Here is a 15,833-nt window from a genome sequence, read left to right on the forward strand (position 1 = left end):
CTCCCCCCGGTGGGGTAGGGGTGTGGGACGTAAAGCGAAGCAGTCCCACACCCCTACCCCGGAGGACCGCCACCGCACCCCGACAAGCCCCGCGCAGCGGCAACCAGCTCGCCGCAGGCGCAACGGCGAACAACCCCCACGGCGGGCCAGCTAAAAACGTGGGCAGCCAGCCAAGCGCAGCGTAAACGTCGTGCCCCGTTCAACTGGAGTTCGAAGGCGCACGGGAGCGTGTGCGGCGCAGGTACAGGGGAGCAGAACCGGCCATCTGGGAGATGACATGCCGCTCAGTCGGAGAGACTTCGCCAAACGTTCCGCCTTCGCCGGCGCGGGGGTCGCGCTGGCCGGCAGCGTCGGCGTGCTGGCCACCGCGCCCGGGGCCATCGGCGAGGAGGCACCGGACGGCGCGGCGGACGGCCAGGGCCACGGGATCGGCTACGGCCCGCTGATCCCGGACCCGGAGGGCATCCTCGCGCTGCCCGCCGGGTTCTCGTACCGGGTCATCACCCACTCCGGCGTCACCAAGCTCGACAGCGGCGAGACCACCCCCTCCAACCACGACGGCACCGGTACCTTCGAGGGCCACCGCGGCACCACCCTCCTGGTCAACAACCACGAGCTGAAGGGCCCGCGCGCCGACTGGCCGCACCCGGTGCCGCTGGCCGAAGGCCTGGTCTACGACCCGGCGGCGTCCGGCGGCTGTACCGTCGTCGAGGTCGCCAAGGACGGCACCCCGGTCGGCGAGTGGGTCGGCATCGCGGGTACGTCCACCAACTGCGCGGGCGGCACCACCCCTTGGGGCACCTGGCTCACCGGCGAGGAGACCGAGGACAAGGCCGGCGAGCACGGCATGACCAAGGACCACGGCTATGTCTTCGAGGTCGACCCGTACGACCGCCGCGCCGGCCGCAACCCCAAGCCCCTCAAGGCGCTGGGCCGTTACGCCCACGAGGCCGTCGTCGTCGACCCCAAGCGCGGCCACCTCTTCCTGACCGAGGACGCCTCCGGCCCCAACGGCCTGTTCTACCGCTGGACCCCGCCGCACGGCTTCCGCCACGGCCGCGGCCGGCTGCGCACGCTCGCCGCTGACGCCGGGGTGCTGGAGGCCTTCAAGTGCTTCGACTCCGGCGGCCGGTTCGTCGACGACCTCTCGCGCGCCACCAAGACCGGCACGGTCTACGGCGTCGACTGGGTCGAGGTGCCCGACCGCGATGCGCGCAGCGTCTCGGTGCGCAAGCAGTTCAAGGACGGCGAGGTCACCCGCGCCCGCAAGCTGGAGGGCCTGTGGTGGGCGGACGGCGGCGCCTATGTCGTCTCCTCCTACGCCCGTGAGGAGAGCCCGGTCCAGCACGACGGGCAGGTCTGGTTCTACGACCCGCGGCGGCGGACCCTGACCCTGAAGGTGCTGCTGGGCGTCAACCCCGACCCCGCCAAGGACGGCGCGCTCGACGGCCCCGACAACATCACCGTCTCGCCCTACGGCGGACTGATCATCGCCGAGGACGGCGAGGGCGTACAGCACCTCTTCGGGGCCACCGACGACGGCCGGACCTACCCGATCGCCCGCAACGACCTCAACATCGGCACCGCCGACAAGCCGGAGTTCAGCGAGTTCACCGGGCCGGTCTTCTCCCCGGACGGCAGGACCCTGTTCGCCAACATCCAGGACCCGGGCATCATGCTGGCCATCACCGGCCCCTGGAAGCGGCAGCGCCGCCAGCGCTAGCGTCCGCTCCCGACGGCCGCGGGCGGGCTCAGCCGGCCCCGGCCGTCAGGACGTAGTAGTCCAGCAGGCCGGTCTCGTACGCCGTCAGATAGCGGCGCGCCCACCGGTCCGCGGGCTCCGGCTGCTGCGCCAGATAGCGGTCGTACGCCTCCCAGACCCCCTCGCCGATCGGCCGGACCCGTACGTCGCGCAGGCCCGCCGCGGCCAGCGTCGCGGCGACCTCGTCGACCACGTACGGAACGTCCAGGCCGTCGGCGTACGGGGGCAGCAGCGCGGGCAGCGCGCGGGCGGCCTCCTCGGTGCGGGCGAAGAACGTCGTGAGCGCCAGCCGGCCGCCCGCTCGCAGCACCCGGGCCGCCTCCCGGGCGAAGCCGGCCAGATCACGGAAGTGCTGCGCGGCCTCGACGGAGTAGAGGAAGTCGACGGCGTCATCGGGCAGCGGGATCCGCTCGGCGGAGCCCAGCACGAACGCCAGCCGGCCGGCGCGGTCCGCGGGCCCGCCGAGCAGCGCCGCGTTCGCCTGCCGGGCGCGGGCGATCTGGTCGGGGTGGGCGTCCAGGCCGATGACCGAGCCCAGCGCGAACTCCCGCAGCGCCAGCGCACAGCCCAGACCGCGCCCGCAGCCGACCTCCAGGGCGGTGCGGCCCCGCGGCCGGTCGAAGGTGCCGAGGACCAGGCGGTAGAGGTCCTGCTCGCTGCGCACCCGGTCGGCCTCGGTCAGCGGCCGGCCGTCGATGTCCGCCAGTTCCGCCCAGTAGCCGAAGTTGATGAAGCCGCCGGCGAAGGCCGGGACGGTGCTCAGGTCGTACTCCCCGTAGATCTTCGCGACCCGCTCGGGAAGCTCGGGCGGCGGCTCTGGGCCGTCCGGGTGATCCGCGGGTCCGGGTGCGCCGGCCGGCGGCTGCCGCTGCGCCATCGAACGCTCCTTGTGACCGGGCCGGGGCGGGGGCGGGGAATCCTGCGGGCGTGGGGACGTTGAAGCAGAGGTGGTGAGCTCGACGATACGGACGACACAATTCTCGATCCTGGACCGTTCCCGCACCAGGGAAGGGCACCCGGAGGCGGCGGCGCTGCGCGACACGGTGGAGCTGGCGCGGCGCGCCGAGGAGCTGGGCTACCACCGCTTCTGGGTCTCCGAGCACCACAGCGTGCCCGGGGTGGCCGGCTCCGCGCCGACGGTGCTGGCCGCCGCGGTGGCCTCGGCGACCGAGCGGATCCGGGTCGGCACCGGCGGGGTGATGCTGCCCAACCACCGGCCGCTGGTGGTCGCCGAGCAGTTCGGGGTGCTGGAGGCGCTCTTCCCGGGCCGGATCGACATGGGCCTGGGCCGGTCGGTGGGCTTCACCGGGGGCATCCGCCGTGCGCTGGGTACGGACAAGGACGCCACCGAGGACTTCGGCGCCCGACTGGCCGAGCTCCTCGGGTACTTCACGGGCACTCAGACCGTCCACCCGCAGGTGCATGCGCGCCCCGCCGAGGGACTGCGGATCCCGGCCTTCGTCCTGGCTACCGGCGCCGGGGCCCAGGTCGCCGCGGCGGCCGGGCTGGGCCTGGTCATCGGCGACTTCCGGGGCCGGCAGAAGATGCTGGACGCCATCGACGCCTACCGGCAGGCGTTTCGCCCCTCGGCCCTGTGGGACCGGCCGTATGTGGTCGTCTCCGGGACGGTGGCCGTGGCCGACACGGCGGAGCGGGCGCGTCGGCTGCTGCTGCCGGAAGCCCGTTCGCTCGCGTACTCCCGCGTCCATGGTGTCTTCCCGCCGCTGCGGCCCGCCGAGGACGGACCGGCGGCCGTGGCCGCGCTGTCCGCACGCGAGCGCGGCTTCTACGAGGAGGCCCTGCGCGGCCATGTCCATGGCACGGAGGAGGAGGTCGCCGACGCCCTGGGCACACTGATCGACCGCAGCGCCGCGGACGAGGTGCTGGTGACGACCAGTACCTACGAGCGCGCGGCGCTGCTGGAGTCGTACGAGCGGCTGGCCCGGGTCGCGGGGCTGGGCTCTGCCGTCCGGCCCGCTACAGCGCCTGCCCGGCCGGCTTGACCATGCCGCGGACCGTGCGGGCGTCGATGAACTCGCCCATGGCCGTCATCTCCCACTCGCCGGAGAACTGGCGGATGAGCTTGGCCATCATCACGCCCGTGCGGGGCTCGGAGTGGGTGAGGTCGAAGCGGGCCAGCTCCTCGCCGCTCTGGGCGTCCACCAGGCGGCAGTAGGCCTTGGCGACGTCGGAGAACTTCTGGCCGGAGAAGGAGTTCACGACGAAGACCAGGCCGGTGACCTCCGGCGGGAGGCCGCCGAGGTGGACGGTGATGGCCTCGTCGTCGCCGGCGCCCTCGCCGGTGAGGTTGTCGCCGGAGTGCTGGATGGCGCCGCCCAGGATCATCAGCTTGCCGAAGAAGCAGTTGTCGATCTTCTTGCGGTCGGGGCCGTAGGCGATGACGGAGGCGTCCAGGTCGATGTTCTTGCCGCGGAAGGCGGGCTCCCAGCCGAGGCCCATCCGGACCGAGCTGAGCAGAGGCTTGCCGCCCTTGACCAGCGAGACGGTCTGGTTCTTCTGGAGGCTGACCCGGCCCTTGTCGAGGTTGATCTTGCCGGAGGCGGGCGCGGGCGCGGCGGCGGGGGGAGCGGCGGCCGACGGCGGGGAGACGGGGGCCGCGGGCGCGGCGGCGGGGGCCGGGGGAGCCGCGGGGGCCGGTGCCGTCTGCGGGGCGGCGGGCGTGGCGGGCGTGGCGGGCTCCTCCACGCTGACGCCGAAGTCGGTGGCGATTCCGGCCAGCCCGTCGGCGTAGCCCTGGCCGACCGCGCGGACCTTCCAGGCGCCGTTGCGGCGGTAGATCTCGACGACCACCAGTGCGGTCTCGGTGCCCAGGCGGGGCGGGGTGAAGGTGGCGATGGTGCTGCCGTCGTCGGCGTTGCGGACCGTGCCGGTCGGCTCCGTACCGGCGAAGGTCGCGCCGGGGGCGTCCAGGCTCGCCGTGACCACGATCTTCTCGATGCCCTCGGGGACCGCGGCGGTGTCCACCGTGATGGTGTCACCGCCGCCGGCCGCCGCGGAGTGCGTCACGCCCGGTCCGGCGGGCTGGTTGTAGAACACGAAGTCGTCGTCGGAGCGCACCTTGCCGTTGGCGGCGAGCAGCAGGCCCGACACATCCAGCCGCACGGGGGCGGTGACGTCCACCGCCACCCGCGCGGCGGTGAGCGGGAGGTTCGAGCCAGGAGTCATAGCGGTCATGCCGGAACCAACGATCGGCTCGCCTTTGCGGTTCCATTACCCGCGGCCGGATGGCCGTCCGTGCGGTGCGTCACCGTTCGCGGGAGTTTCCGAAGAGCAGCCGGTAGGCGATCAGCAGGACCAGCGCACCGGCGATCGAGGAGATCCACATGGAGGGCTCGCCGAAGTCCTTCGGTATCGGGCGGTGCAGGAACTTCGTGGACAGCCAGCCGCCGATGAAGGACCCCACGATGCCGATCAGGGTCGTGCCGACCAGTCCGCCCGGGTCCCGTCCCGGCAGCAGGACCTTGGCGATGACGCCCGCGATCAGCCCCAGTACGAGCCAGCTGACGATGCCCATGATGCGTTCCTCGTTCCTGCGCGGAGGGGTTGGTACACAGACGAGGACGCCGCGCGGACGGTACGGGTTCCGTACCGTGGCACGGGCCACGTGCGGCTTCGGCCGCGGCCCGGTGGCCGGATTCGTGCCGTTGTCAGTGCGGCCACCTGGGCGGGTCGGTGCAGAAGGCGCCGCCGAGGTGCGCGTGCGCGGGGTCCGCGGGATCCAGTTCGCCCTGTTCGGCGATGAGCCGTGCGGCGTACGGCTCGGAGTCGTCCTGCGGCGCGTACCCCAGGGCGCGGGCCGTCGACAGGTCCCACCACAGGCGGGTGTTGGCGGAGGAGCCGTAGACGACGGTGTGGCCGACGCCGGGCGCGGTGAGCGCGGCGTGCAGCAGCCGGGCGCAGTCGGCCGGGCTCAGCCAGATCGACAGCATCCGTACCGAGGTCGGCGCGGGGAAGCAGGAGCCGATGCGGATCGAGACGGTCTCGATGCCGTGCCGGTCCCAGTAGAGCGAGGCGAGGTCCTCGCCGAACCCCTTGGAGAGGCCGTAGAAGGTGTCGGGGCGGTGCGGAGTGCCGACGGGGATGGCGCCGGAGCCGTCCGCGGGGCGCGGGGTGAAGCCGACCGCGTGGTTCGAGGAGGCGAAGACGATCCGGCCCACGCCCGCCTCGCGTGCCGCTTCGTAGAGGTGGTAGGTGCCCTCGATGTTGGCCCGCAGGATCTTCTCGAACGGGGCCTCCAGGGAGATGCCGGCGAGGTGGATGACGGCGTCGACGCCGCGTACGGCCTCGCGCAGCGCCTGTGTGTCGGCCAACTCGGCGGTGATGGCGTCCGGTTCGCCGGTTCGGCCGTCGACGGGCCGCTGGTCGAAGAGGCGCAGCCGGTAGCCGTAGGGCGGCAGCAGCTCGCGCATCAGGGTGCCGATCCCGCCGGCGGCGCCGGTGAGCAGGACGGTGCGGGGTGCGGTCATGGGCGGGTGCTCCTCCGGCTGGGCGAGCGGGCGGTCCGGGCTGCAAGGCTGTGTCCGCGAACGGTGTTCAGGTGGGCGGACAACCGTAGGGAGCGCCATCCTCGCTGGTCGAGGCGGTTGACGGACCGTGTAAATCGGCTTGCGGGGCGGCAGTTGTGGGTCCTTGACCCGTGCGGGACGGCTGCTCTAGCGTATCGGAGTTCAGAAACATGGACATGGATCAGAAGCGTGCACGAGCATGTCAGGGAGAGTCCGTGACCGCACACCCTCCCCCAGCTGCCGCTGGGGGCGCCCTCCAGCTCGCCGACCGCCTCGACGGACCGCTCTTCTTCCCCGTGACCGCGTTCGCGCCCGGCGGCGCCCCGGACCTGACGGCCTTCCGTGCCCACCTGCGCACCGGCATCGACGCGGGCGCGACCGCCGTCTTCGCCTGCTGCGGCACCGGCGAATTCCACGCGCTCGACCCCGAGGAGTTCGCCGACTGCGTCACGGCCGCGGTCCACGAGGCCGCCGGACGCGTCCCGGTGATCGCCGGTACCGGCTACGGCACCGCGCTCGCCGTCCGCTTCGCCCGCCTCGCCCGCGACGCCGGCGCCGACGGGCTGCTCGCCATGCCGCCCTACCTCGTCGCCCCGCCCCAGGAAGGGCTGCTGCGGCACTACGCCGAACTCGCCGCCGCCACCCCGCTTCCGGTCATCGTCTACCAGCGCGACAACGCCGTCCTCACCCCGGCCACCGTCGCCGCCCTGGCCAGGACCCCGGGCGTCATCGGCCTCAAGGACGGCCTGGGCGACCTCGATCTGCTGCAGCGGATCATCGGCGCCGTCCGCACCGACGCCCCCGGCGCGGACTTCCTCTACGTCAACGGCCTGCCCACCGCCGAACTCACCGCCCCCGCCTACCGGGGTCTGGGCGTGCGCCGCTACTCCTCCGCCGTCTTCGCCTTCGCCCCCGAGATCGCCCTCGCCTTCCACCGGGCGCTGGCCGCGGGCGACGACGACACCGTGCGCCGGCTGCTGGACGGCTTCTACCGGCCGCTGGTCGAACTGCGCAACCAGGGCCGCGGCTACGCGGTGTCGCTGGTCAAGGCCGGCGTACGGCTGCGCGGCCTGGACGTCGGCGAGGTCCGGCCCCCGCTCGGCGAACCGGCCCCCGCCCACCTGGAGGAGCTCGCCGGGCTGCTCGACCGCGGCCTGGCGCTGGCCGCGTCCGCGCCCGGGGCCGGCGCCTGATGCGCACCGGAGCCTTCCTCCACCCCTGGGACGTGGCCGGTGACCCGGACGCCGCCGCCCGCCTCGCCGGCCTCGGCGTCCAGCAGGTCACCCTGGGAGCACTCCGGGCCCCCGCCGCGGCGGACCCCGGGTAAAGCGCACACGCCTGGAATCCGGCTGCGCCGCGCTCGCCCTTCTGCCAGTGTCATCCGTCATGAACAGCGATGACGTTCTCCTCCGGCGTGCTGGTGAGCGCGATGCGGCCGCTATGGCCGACGTGTGGCTGCGTTCCTTCGCCGCCGCGCTGCCGGCCGTGCGCCGCGCGCACGACGACGACGCGGTACGGCACTGGTTCTCCGCCGTGGTCGTGCCCGAGCGCGAGGCCTGGGCGGCCGTCGCCGGGGACCGCGTGGTGGGGCTCCTGGTACTCGACGGCGCCGAGCTGGAGCAGCTCTACCTCGAACCGTCGTGGCGCGGCCGGGGGCTGGGCGACCGGTGCGTCGGCCTGGCCAAGCGGCGGCGGCCGCGGGGCCTGGAACTGTGGACGTTCCAGGCCAACGGACCGGCGCGGCGGTTCTACGAGAGGCACGGCTTCGTCGCGGTGGAGCGCACCGACGGATCGCGCAACGAGGAACGGGAGCCGGACATCCGCTACCGCTGGCGGCCGTGAGAGCCGGCCGCCGCTGCCCCGCCTCCCGGCACCGCCCCCGTCCTCACCCCGCGTCCTCACCCCGGCCGGACGAACCCGCACTCGTACGCGGCGATCACCGCCTGGGTCCGGTCGCGTACCCCCAGCTTGGCCAGCACCCCCGCGACATGGGTCTTCACCGTGGCCGGGCCCACGCCCAGGCGCTCGGCGATCTCGGCGTTGGTCAGACCCGCCGTCATCAGCCGCAGCACCGCCCGCTCCCGCTCGGACAGCCGGGCCCGCAGGGTCCGAACCGCGTCCTGGGCGGCCCGCTCCCCGGCGTGCTGGGCGGCCAGCCGGCGCACCGCCGCCGGGAACAGCAGCGAGTCGCTGCGCGCCACCAGCCGTACGGCCTGGACCAGGTCCTCGGCCCCGGACCGCTTGAGCAGGAACCCGCTGGCGCCGGCCCGCAGCGCGTCGTACACATAGGCGTCGTTCTCGAAGGTCGTCACGACGATGATGCGCGGCGGCCCGGTCATCTGGGCGAGCACCTGCTCGGTCGCACGGATCCCGTCGATTTCCGGCATCCGCACGTCCATCAGCACGACGTCCGGGCGCAGTTGGCGGATCAGCGGCACCGCCTCCGCGCCGGTCGCCGCCTCGCCCACGACCTCCATATCGGCCTCGGCGCCCAGGATCGCGCGCAGCGCCGTACGCACCATCCGCTCGTCGTCGGCGAGGACGATGCGCAGCGGCCCGGTCCGCTCGCCGGTCCCGTCGCCGGTCCGGTGGCCCTCGTCCGGTACTGCCGTCATGCCCGGTTCCCCCTGTCTTCCGTCCCCGTCGGCCGCACGGCGTACGCCGCCGCGCTCACCGCTGTTCCCCGCCCGCCAGCGGCAGCCGGGCGGTCAGCCGCCACACGCCGTCCTGTGCCGCGGCCGTCGCCTCGCCGCCCAGCAGCCGGGCGCGTTCGGCGATCCCCGGCAGTCCGCGGCCCCCGCCGGTGCGGGGCGCCGGGACCGGCGAGCCGGGCGCCGGGCCGGCCACCGGCCCGCGCACCGGGTTCTCCATCCGCAGCGTCAACTCCCGCTCGTCCCGGTGCAGACACAGCCGCACGGGCACCGGCCCGGCGTGCCGCAGCGCATTGCTCAGGCCCTCCTGCACGATCCGGTACGCCTCCCGCGAGACCACCGGCGGCAGCCCCGTGCACCGTCCCTCCACCGTCACCTCGACCCGTACGCCCGCCGCGCGGGTCCGGCCGAGCAGCGCCTCCAGCCCGTCCAGGGTGGGCGCGGGCGCCGTCGGACCGGTGGCGTCCTCCTCGCGCAACAGGCCCAGTACGGTGTCCAGTTCGGCGACCGCCTCGCGGGTGGTGTCCTCGATGGCGCCCAGTGCCTGGCGGACGAACTCCGGGTCGCGCTCCAGGACCCGGCGGGCCGCGCTCGCCTGCAGGGTGACCGCGCTCAGCGCGTGCCCCACCGCGTCGTGCAGTTCACGGGCCAGCCGGTTGCGGGTGGCCAGATCGGCGGCCCGGCGCTCGGCGGCGGCCAGCCGGTCGGCGGGGGTGGGCCCCAGCAGGGCCGGCGCGCAGCGGGCCAGCAGCGCTCCGGCCGCCCACGCGGTGCCGATGACCAGGGCCAGCAGCGCCAGCCCGGCGAGCGGGCCGAGCACGCCGGGGAAGGCCTGCATCCAGTCCAGCGCGGTCTGCTGCAGCGGCGCCGAGACCGGCAGCAGCACCAGCATCAGTGCGGCCGGCGGCGCGGACAGCGTCGTACCGCTGACGATCCCGCCGGCCAGCAGATGCGCCACGAACCACAGCGCGGTACGCCGGCGGGCCGCCCAAGAGGTGGCCGGCCCGTCGGCCAGCTGCTCGGCGGGGATGTCGCACAGCGACCGTACGGCGGTCACCTCCAGCGGCCTCAGCTGCGGGAAGACCAGCGCGGTCAGCGCGGCCAGCGGGAGCGCGCAGCCGAAGGCGACGAACTGCCAGCCGGGCTGGCGCAGCGGGTCGGCGCCGTCCGCGAGTAGCGGCACGGCCACCGTCGCCACCAGGTAGAACGGCATCAACAGCGCGCCGCCCAGCACCAGATGGACCCAGCGGCGGCCCGCCCGCCGCAGCCGGGACCCGCCCGTCAGCCCCATCGCGCGGCCTCGCGCTCGGCGAAGAAGTGCGCCCCGGCGGCGGCCACGAGTATCCCGGCGATCATCTGCACAGCGTAAGTGAGGCTCATCAGCGGTGTGGGCAGCCGCGGGTCGGTCGCCGTGACGGTGAGCGTGGCCAGCGTCTGCCAGCCGCCCCAGCAGGCCAGCGCGCCCGAGCCGATCCAGGCGGCGGCCAGCGGCACCGACAGCGGCAGGCGGCGGCCCCGGCCGTACGCGAGCATCAGCGCACCGGCCGCGGTGAGCACGGCGAACAGGACGTAACCGGCCTCGTTCAGACGGGAGTCGGCGTCCAGTGCGGCGGCCCGCGCGGGGTTCAGACCGGCGGTGCTGCCGGTCGCCCACAGCAGGTGTGCGGCGGCCGGCAGCAGGCTCAGGACGGCCGCCGCGTTCGCGGTCAGCCGGCGCGCGGACCGGGTGGGGCCGGCCGGGAGCGCGCCGGTACGGCCGCGCCACAGGTGGCCCCAGCGCTCCCTGGCGTACAGCACGAACAGGGTGCCCAGGGCCAGGCCCTGCACGAGGAAGCCGCCGTAGACCACGCTCCACACCCAGGGGTCGAGCAGTTCGTACGCGCCGCCGCCGGATGCGCCGCCGTCGCCCCTGCCGCCGTTCAGCGCCGCGGCCAGGGTCTGGGCGGGGAAGACCGCGAAGACCGGCGCCAGCAGGCCGGTGGCGCACCACATCGGCAGCGCCAGCAGCCAGGCCGGCACCCGCCGCCCCCACGGCTGGGTCAGCAGGAACGCCAGCACGACCACGGCCGCGTCCATCAGCACGGTGAGCGCGTTGACCGCCACCAGGGGGCTGCCGCCCTGGCGCAGCGCGCTGCCCTCGGGGATGCCGAGGTGGCTGCCCGCGATCCAGGCGATCTTGAGGGAGAGGTACGGCAGGCAGGCGGCCAGGGTGGTCACGCGCAGCACGGCGCGGGCACGGCGGGCGGGGAGGGCGGGGAAGGTCCGGTTGCTCATGGCGACCAGACTTCCGCCGCCGCGCCCCGGCCGCCTCGGCCCCGGCGATGATCCGCCTCCGCCGCACGGGGGAGCGGCGGCTCGTCACGGCCGCCGGGTGGTCACAGCCGCCGGGTGGCCAGCGTCAGCCGGTCGCGGGCGTCGAACAGCATGTCCTTGATCATCTGCTCATGGTCCGGGGTCAGCCGGGCCACCGGCACCGAGCAGCTGATCGCGTCCCGGGCCGGGGTGCGGTAGGGGATCGCGACGCCGAAGCAGCGCAGGCCCAGGGTGTTCTCCTCGCGGTCGACCGCATAGCCCTGCTCGCGCACCGCGTGCAGCTCCTCGATCAGCTGCTCGCGGTCGGTGAGGGTGTGCTCGGTCAGCTGCGCGAGGGCCGGCGGCAGCAGCGCCCGGACCTGGTCGTCGGTGTACGTCGCGAGCAGGGCCTTGCCCAGCGACGTGGAGTGCGCGGGCAGCCGCCGGCCGACCCGGGTGAAGGGGCGCAGATAGTGCTGCGACTGACGGGTGGCGAGGTAGACGACGTTGGTGCCGTCGAGCCGGGCCAGGTGGATGGTCTCGGTGGTGTCGTCGGAGAGCCGGTCCAGCGCCGGGCGGGCCGCCGCCACCACCTCGTCGCCGTCGATGTACGACGTACCGACCAGCAGTGCGCGGACGCCGATGCCGTAGCGGGTGCCGGTCGCGTCCGTCTCGATCCAGCCCAGGTCGACGAGGGTGCGCAGCAGCATGTAGAGGCTGGACTTCGGGTAGCCGACGGCCTCTTGGACGGAGGCCAGCGAGTGCATACCGGGGCTGCCCGCGAAGTACTCCAGCAACTCCACCGTCCGTACCGCCGACTTGACCTGGGATCCACCGGTATCGGCAGCTGACATCGCCCTTGACCCCTCTGTTCGGACCGCCATAGAGTCCCGATGGTGCTGTTCAACATCCGGGATGGCGTTCAGCATATCGAACGAGATCCGGTGTGCCGCAAGGTGCGAAAGCCCCCGGAAGGGCTCACCAGCGCGCAGAACGGCGCAGTACGACTCGGCACGGCATCACCCGGGAGGAATGCACGGTGGCAGCGGCGACAGCAGCACCAGTCTGGAGCGTCGACCCCCGAACCGGGAAGCGGCGGGAGCAGGTTGCGGTGGAGGCCACGGCCGGCGAGGTGGACGCGGCGGTCCGCGCGGCCCACACCGCCCGGGGCGCGCTCGCCGACCGCACGGCGCGCGCCGCCCTGTTGCGCCGCGCCGCCGGACTGCTCGACGGGGCGGGCGAGGCGGTCATCGAGGCCGCCGACGCCGAGACCGCCCTCGGCCCCGGCCGGCTCACCGGCGAACTCGCCCGTACCACCTACCAGTTGCGGGCCTTCGCGGACCTCGTCGAGGACGGCGCGTTCCTCGACGTACGCATCGACCACGCCGACCCGGACCGCACCCCGCCCCGGCCCGACCTGCGCCGCTACAAGATCCCCTTGGGCGTGGTCGCGGTCTACTCCGCCGGCAACTTCCCGCTCGCCTTCTCCGTGCCCGGCGGCGACACCGCCAGCGCCCTCGCGGCGGGCTGCCCGGTCGTCGTCAAGGCACACCCCGACCACCCCGCCACCTCCGAGCTGTGCGCCGCGCTGCTGCGCCGCGCCGCCGCCCAGACCGGCCTCCCCGAGGGCGTGGTGAACCTGGTGCACGGCTTCCAGGCCGGTATCGACCTGGTGCGCCACCCGCTGATCGCCGCCGCCGGCTTCACCGGCTCGGTACGCGGCGGCCGGGCCCTCTACGACGAGGCCGCGGCCCGCCCGCGCCCGATCCCCTTCCACGGCGAACTGGGCAGCCTCAACCCGGTCGTGGTCACCGAGGCCGCGGCGGACGAACGCGCCGAGCAGATCGGGGCGGGGCTGGCCGGCTCGATGACGCTCGGCGCCGGCCAGTTCTGCGTCAAGCCGGGGTTGGTCCTGGTGCCCGAGGGCGGGCCCGGCGACCGGCTGCTGAAGTCGCTGACCGCCGCGGTCAGCGACACCGAGCCCGGTGTGCTGCTCGACCACCGCATGCGCGACGCGTTCCTCGACGGCATCCGCACCCGTGCCGGGCTCGCGGACGTCGAGTCACCGGTGACGCCGGGCGCCGGCGGGGAGCACACCGTCAGCGCCGGCTTCCTGACCGTCCCCGCCGCCCGCCTCACCGCCGAAGGGCCGCACGACCTCCTCCTGGAGGAGTGCTTCGGCCCGGTCACCGTCGTCGCCCGCTACACCGACGAGGCCGAGCTCGGCGCCGTCCTCGCCCGCCTCCCCGGCAACCTCACCGCGACGCTCCAGCTCGGCGCCGCCGAAGGCGCCGGCTCCGGCCTGGGCGCCCGGCTGCTCACCGAGGTCACCCAGCTCGCCGGACGGGTCGTCGTCAACGGCTGGCCGACCGGCGTCGCGGTCGCCCCCGCCCAGCACCACGGCGGCCCCTACCCGGCCGCCACCTCCACCGCCACCTCCGTCGGCGGCACCGCCGTCGAACGCTGGCTGCGCCCCGTCGTCTACCAGGACACCCCGCCCGCACTGCTGCCGCCCGAACTGCGCGAGGACGGCCTTCCGCCGTCCCAGGGCGGGTAGGCATCCGCACCGTGCACCCCGCCCCGGACGCCACAGCCCTCCGGGTCCGCGCCGCCACCCGCGCCGACCTGGATGCGATCGCCGCCCTGCACACCGCCGCCCGCGCCGCCCACCACCACGCCCGCTTCCCCGGCATCCCCTTCGACGCCCGCGCGGAACACACCCGCCGGCGCCACGCCTGGTCCCGCGCCCTGCACCGCGACGACACCCCCGTGCTCTGCGCCGTACGGCACGGCACCGTCGTCGGCGCCGTCGCGTACGTCCCCCACGCCTCAACGGCGCGGGGGCACCCCCATCGGGACGACGGCAGCCGGCCCACCGTCGAGCTCCACCAGCTCCACGTCGACCCCGCCCACTGGGGCACCGGCGTCGGCCGCGCCCTGCACACCGCCTGCCTGCACGCCTGGCGTACGGCCGGCTTCGCCCGCGCCGTCCTCGACGTCCGCTGGCACAACCACCGCGCCCGCGGCTTCTACAGCGGCCTAGGCTGGCACGCCGACCCCGACCGCCGCCCCGCCCCCGACGCCACCCACCTCACCCTGAGGCTCGACCTGGCGCCGGGGCACCCTCCCGCCGCGCGATGATCTGGAGCCGCTCGGCCGTCCGCCCGTCCAGCGTGGCGACCGTACCGGTCCGCTCCGCCACCACCGAGAAGCCCGCCGCCCGCACCAGACCGCGCAGCCGCTGCGGCGGATGGTGCCGGAACACCCCGCCGTCGGGCGTCTCGAACACCCCGTACGTGCCGTGGCGCCCGGCGAAGTGCGCATAGCGCTCCCGGTTGAGCGCGTCGTCCTGCACCGGCACATCGCTCAGGTACAGCACACCGCCGGGCCGCACCAGCCGCCCCAGCTCCCCGACGATCGCCGACTGATCCGCGTCCCGCGGAACACAGGTGAGCACCGCGAACAGCAGCGCCGCGTCGAACGAGCCGCCCTCGAACGGCAGCGGCAGCCCCGCCCACCGCATCAGATCGAGCCCCGGATGCTCCCGCCGCCCGCGCGCGATCAGCGCCGCCGACACATCGACCCCGCGCACCTCGCGGTACCCCATCCCGTCCAGCTCGGCGGTCAGCCGCCCGTAGCCGCAGCCGTAGTCCAGCACCCGCGCGCCGCGCGGCAGGTACGCCTCCAGCAGCGCCGGATCGAGCGGATGGGTGAAGGTCTTGGCCGACCCGGTCGTCTCCCAGAACCCGAGGAATTCCTGTGGCGAGGTCATGCCGGGACGGTACCCGCGGAATAGACCGCCGCCCCGCGAGGTTGAGCCAGGACACCTCCCGAGAAGGAAAGTCAGCTCATGCGCGTCGAAATCTGGTCCGACATCGCCTGCCCCTGGTGCTACATCGGCAAGGCCCGCTTCGAGGCCGGGCTCGCCGCGTTCGCGCACCGCGACAGCGTCGAGGTCGTGCACCGCTCCTTCGAGCTGGACCCGAAGGCCCCGGCGCCCACGGACATCCCGGTGCTCGACATGCTCGCCGCGAAGTACGGCGTCAGCCGCGCGCAGGCCGAGGCGATGGAGGCCCGCGTCGCCGAGGCGGCCGCGGGGGAGGGGCTCGGCTACCGCGCGGGCCGCATCCACGGCAACACCTTCGACCTGCACCGCCTGCTGCACGCCGCGAAGGCGCACGGCGTCCAGGACACCCTGCTCGACGCCCTCTACCGCGCCAACTTCGCCGAGGCCCGCCCGCTCGGCGACCCCGCGGTCCTCCGCGAGATCGCGGTCGGCGCGGGGCTGCCCGGCCAGGAGGCCGACCGGGTGCTCGCCGACCCCGACGCCTACGCACCGGACGTACGCGCCGATGAGCGCGAGGCCGCCGAGCTCGGCGCCACGGGCGTGCCGTTCTTCGTCATCGACCGCCGCTACGGCATCTCCGGCGGCCAGCCCGCCGAGGTCTTCCGGCAGGCACTGGAGCGCGCGCACACCGACGCGGCGCTCCAGCCGCTGCCCGCCGGCGACGCGGAGGTCTGCGGGGACGACGGCTGCGCCCTGCCCGTGAACTGACGGCGGGCCGGACAGCCGAAAAGACCGTGGACGGTTCGGCCGCCGCC

At 74.5% G+C, this 15,833-nt stretch carries 17 protein-coding genes; 8 read left to right on the top strand and 9 right to left on the bottom strand.

The window, feature by feature from the left end:
* Positions 1-277 precede the first annotated feature (277 nt).
* Entirely contained in the window at positions 278-1,723 is a 1,446-nt protein-coding gene (locus ACWD6P_RS29055; RefSeq protein WP_451447135.1) for an alkaline phosphatase PhoX, read from the top strand.
* Between the two features lie 28 nt (positions 1,724-1,751).
* Here ACWD6P_RS29055 and ACWD6P_RS29060 read toward each other — a convergent pair whose 3' ends face one another.
* Positions 1,752-2,639, bottom strand: coding sequence for a class I SAM-dependent methyltransferase (locus ACWD6P_RS29060; RefSeq protein ID WP_451447136.1), 888 nt, complete (start codon positions 2,637-2,639; stop codon positions 1,752-1,754).
* A 73-nt stretch (positions 2,640-2,712) separates the two neighbouring features.
* Here ACWD6P_RS29060 and ACWD6P_RS29065 point away from each other — a divergent pair, with 73 nt between their 5' ends.
* Entirely contained in the window at positions 2,713-3,765 is a 1,053-nt protein-coding gene (locus ACWD6P_RS29065) for an LLM class flavin-dependent oxidoreductase (RefSeq protein WP_451447137.1), read from the top strand.
* Here ACWD6P_RS29065 and ACWD6P_RS29070 read toward each other — a convergent pair.
* From ACWD6P_RS29070 to ACWD6P_RS29080, 3 genes are all read right to left on the bottom strand, one after another.
* On the bottom strand, positions 3,740-4,948 hold the full coding sequence (locus tag ACWD6P_RS29070) for a TerD family protein (RefSeq protein ID WP_451447138.1): 1,209 nt from the start codon (positions 4,946-4,948) through the stop codon (positions 3,740-3,742). The genes ACWD6P_RS29065 and ACWD6P_RS29070 overlap by 26 nt on opposite strands.
* Before the next feature lie 79 nt (positions 4,949-5,027).
* Positions 5,028-5,297 carry a GlsB/YeaQ/YmgE family stress response membrane protein gene (locus ACWD6P_RS29075; protein WP_451447139.1) on the bottom strand — a complete coding sequence of 90 codons (270 nt, stop codon included), beginning with the start codon at positions 5,295-5,297 and terminating at the stop codon, positions 5,028-5,030.
* Between the two features lie 133 nt (positions 5,298-5,430).
* Complete coding sequence (locus ACWD6P_RS29080; RefSeq protein WP_451447140.1) at positions 5,431-6,249, bottom strand: NAD-dependent epimerase/dehydratase family protein; 819 nt, start codon at positions 6,247-6,249, stop codon at positions 5,431-5,433.
* 215 nt (positions 6,250-6,464) lie between these two features.
* On the opposite strand from ACWD6P_RS29080, the gene ACWD6P_RS29085 reads away from it, so the two are divergent.
* The 3 genes from ACWD6P_RS29085 to ACWD6P_RS29095 are packed head-to-tail and all read left to right on the top strand — an operon-like array spanning position 6,465 to position 8,130.
* Entirely contained in the window at positions 6,465-7,481 is a 1,017-nt protein-coding gene (locus ACWD6P_RS29085) for a 5-dehydro-4-deoxyglucarate dehydratase (RefSeq protein WP_451447141.1), read from the top strand.
* The gene (locus ACWD6P_RS29090; RefSeq protein ID WP_451447176.1) at positions 7,481-7,615 is read left to right on the top strand and encodes a hypothetical protein; all 135 of its coding nucleotides are present in this window, start codon (positions 7,481-7,483) and stop codon (positions 7,613-7,615) included. The genes ACWD6P_RS29085 and ACWD6P_RS29090 overlap by 1 nt, the downstream gene beginning before the upstream one ends.
* Positions 7,616-7,674: 59 nt before the next feature.
* Positions 7,675-8,130 carry an N-acetyltransferase family protein gene (locus ACWD6P_RS29095; RefSeq protein ID WP_451447142.1) on the top strand — a complete coding sequence of 152 codons (456 nt, stop codon included), beginning with the start codon at positions 7,675-7,677 and terminating at the stop codon, positions 8,128-8,130.
* Between the two features lie 56 nt (positions 8,131-8,186).
* Here the strand turns inward: ACWD6P_RS29095 and ACWD6P_RS29100 are convergent, their stop codons facing one another.
* The 4 genes from ACWD6P_RS29100 to ACWD6P_RS29115 all read right to left on the bottom strand — a co-directional run bounded on the left by ACWD6P_RS29100 (position 8,187) and on the right by ACWD6P_RS29115 (position 12,085).
* Positions 8,187-8,903 carry a response regulator transcription factor gene (locus ACWD6P_RS29100; RefSeq protein ID WP_451447143.1) on the bottom strand — a complete coding sequence of 239 codons (717 nt, stop codon included), beginning with the start codon at positions 8,901-8,903 and terminating at the stop codon, positions 8,187-8,189.
* Between the two features lie 55 nt (positions 8,904-8,958).
* The gene (locus ACWD6P_RS29105) at positions 8,959-10,230 is read right to left on the bottom strand and encodes a sensor histidine kinase (RefSeq protein ID WP_451447144.1); all 1,272 of its coding nucleotides are present in this window, start codon (positions 10,228-10,230) and stop codon (positions 8,959-8,961) included.
* Positions 10,221-11,213, bottom strand: a complete 993-nt coding sequence (locus ACWD6P_RS29110; RefSeq protein ID WP_451447145.1) for a hypothetical protein — start codon at positions 11,211-11,213, stop codon at positions 10,221-10,223. The genes ACWD6P_RS29105 and ACWD6P_RS29110 overlap by 10 nt, the downstream gene beginning before the upstream one ends.
* Positions 11,214-11,314: 101 nt before the next feature.
* Complete coding sequence (locus ACWD6P_RS29115; protein ID WP_451447146.1) at positions 11,315-12,085, bottom strand: IclR family transcriptional regulator; 771 nt, start codon at positions 12,083-12,085, stop codon at positions 11,315-11,317.
* Between the two features lie 185 nt (positions 12,086-12,270).
* On the opposite strand from ACWD6P_RS29115, the gene ACWD6P_RS29120 reads away from it, so the two are divergent.
* Entirely contained in the window at positions 12,271-13,788 is a 1,518-nt protein-coding gene (locus tag ACWD6P_RS29120; protein ID WP_451447147.1) for an aldehyde dehydrogenase (NADP(+)), read from the top strand.
* An 11-nt stretch (positions 13,789-13,799) separates the two neighbouring features.
* Positions 13,800-14,372: an N-acetyltransferase family protein gene (locus ACWD6P_RS29125; RefSeq protein WP_451447148.1), complete on the top strand. Its 573-nt coding sequence runs from the start codon at positions 13,800-13,802 to the stop codon at positions 14,370-14,372.
* On the opposite strand, the gene ACWD6P_RS29130 is transcribed toward ACWD6P_RS29125, so the two are convergent.
* Positions 14,323-15,003 (bottom strand): class I SAM-dependent methyltransferase, encoded by a 681-nt coding sequence (locus tag ACWD6P_RS29130; protein ID WP_451447149.1) that lies wholly within the window; start codon positions 15,001-15,003, stop codon positions 14,323-14,325. The genes ACWD6P_RS29125 and ACWD6P_RS29130 overlap by 50 nt on opposite strands.
* A 78-nt stretch (positions 15,004-15,081) precedes the next feature.
* On the opposite strand from ACWD6P_RS29130, the gene ACWD6P_RS29135 reads away from it, so the two are divergent.
* Complete coding sequence (locus ACWD6P_RS29135; protein ID WP_451447150.1) at positions 15,082-15,786, top strand: DsbA family oxidoreductase; 705 nt, start codon at positions 15,082-15,084, stop codon at positions 15,784-15,786.
* The last annotated feature ends 47 nt before the right edge of the window (positions 15,787-15,833 follow it).

It is taken from the genome of Streptomyces sp. NPDC002446 (assembly GCF_053595675.1).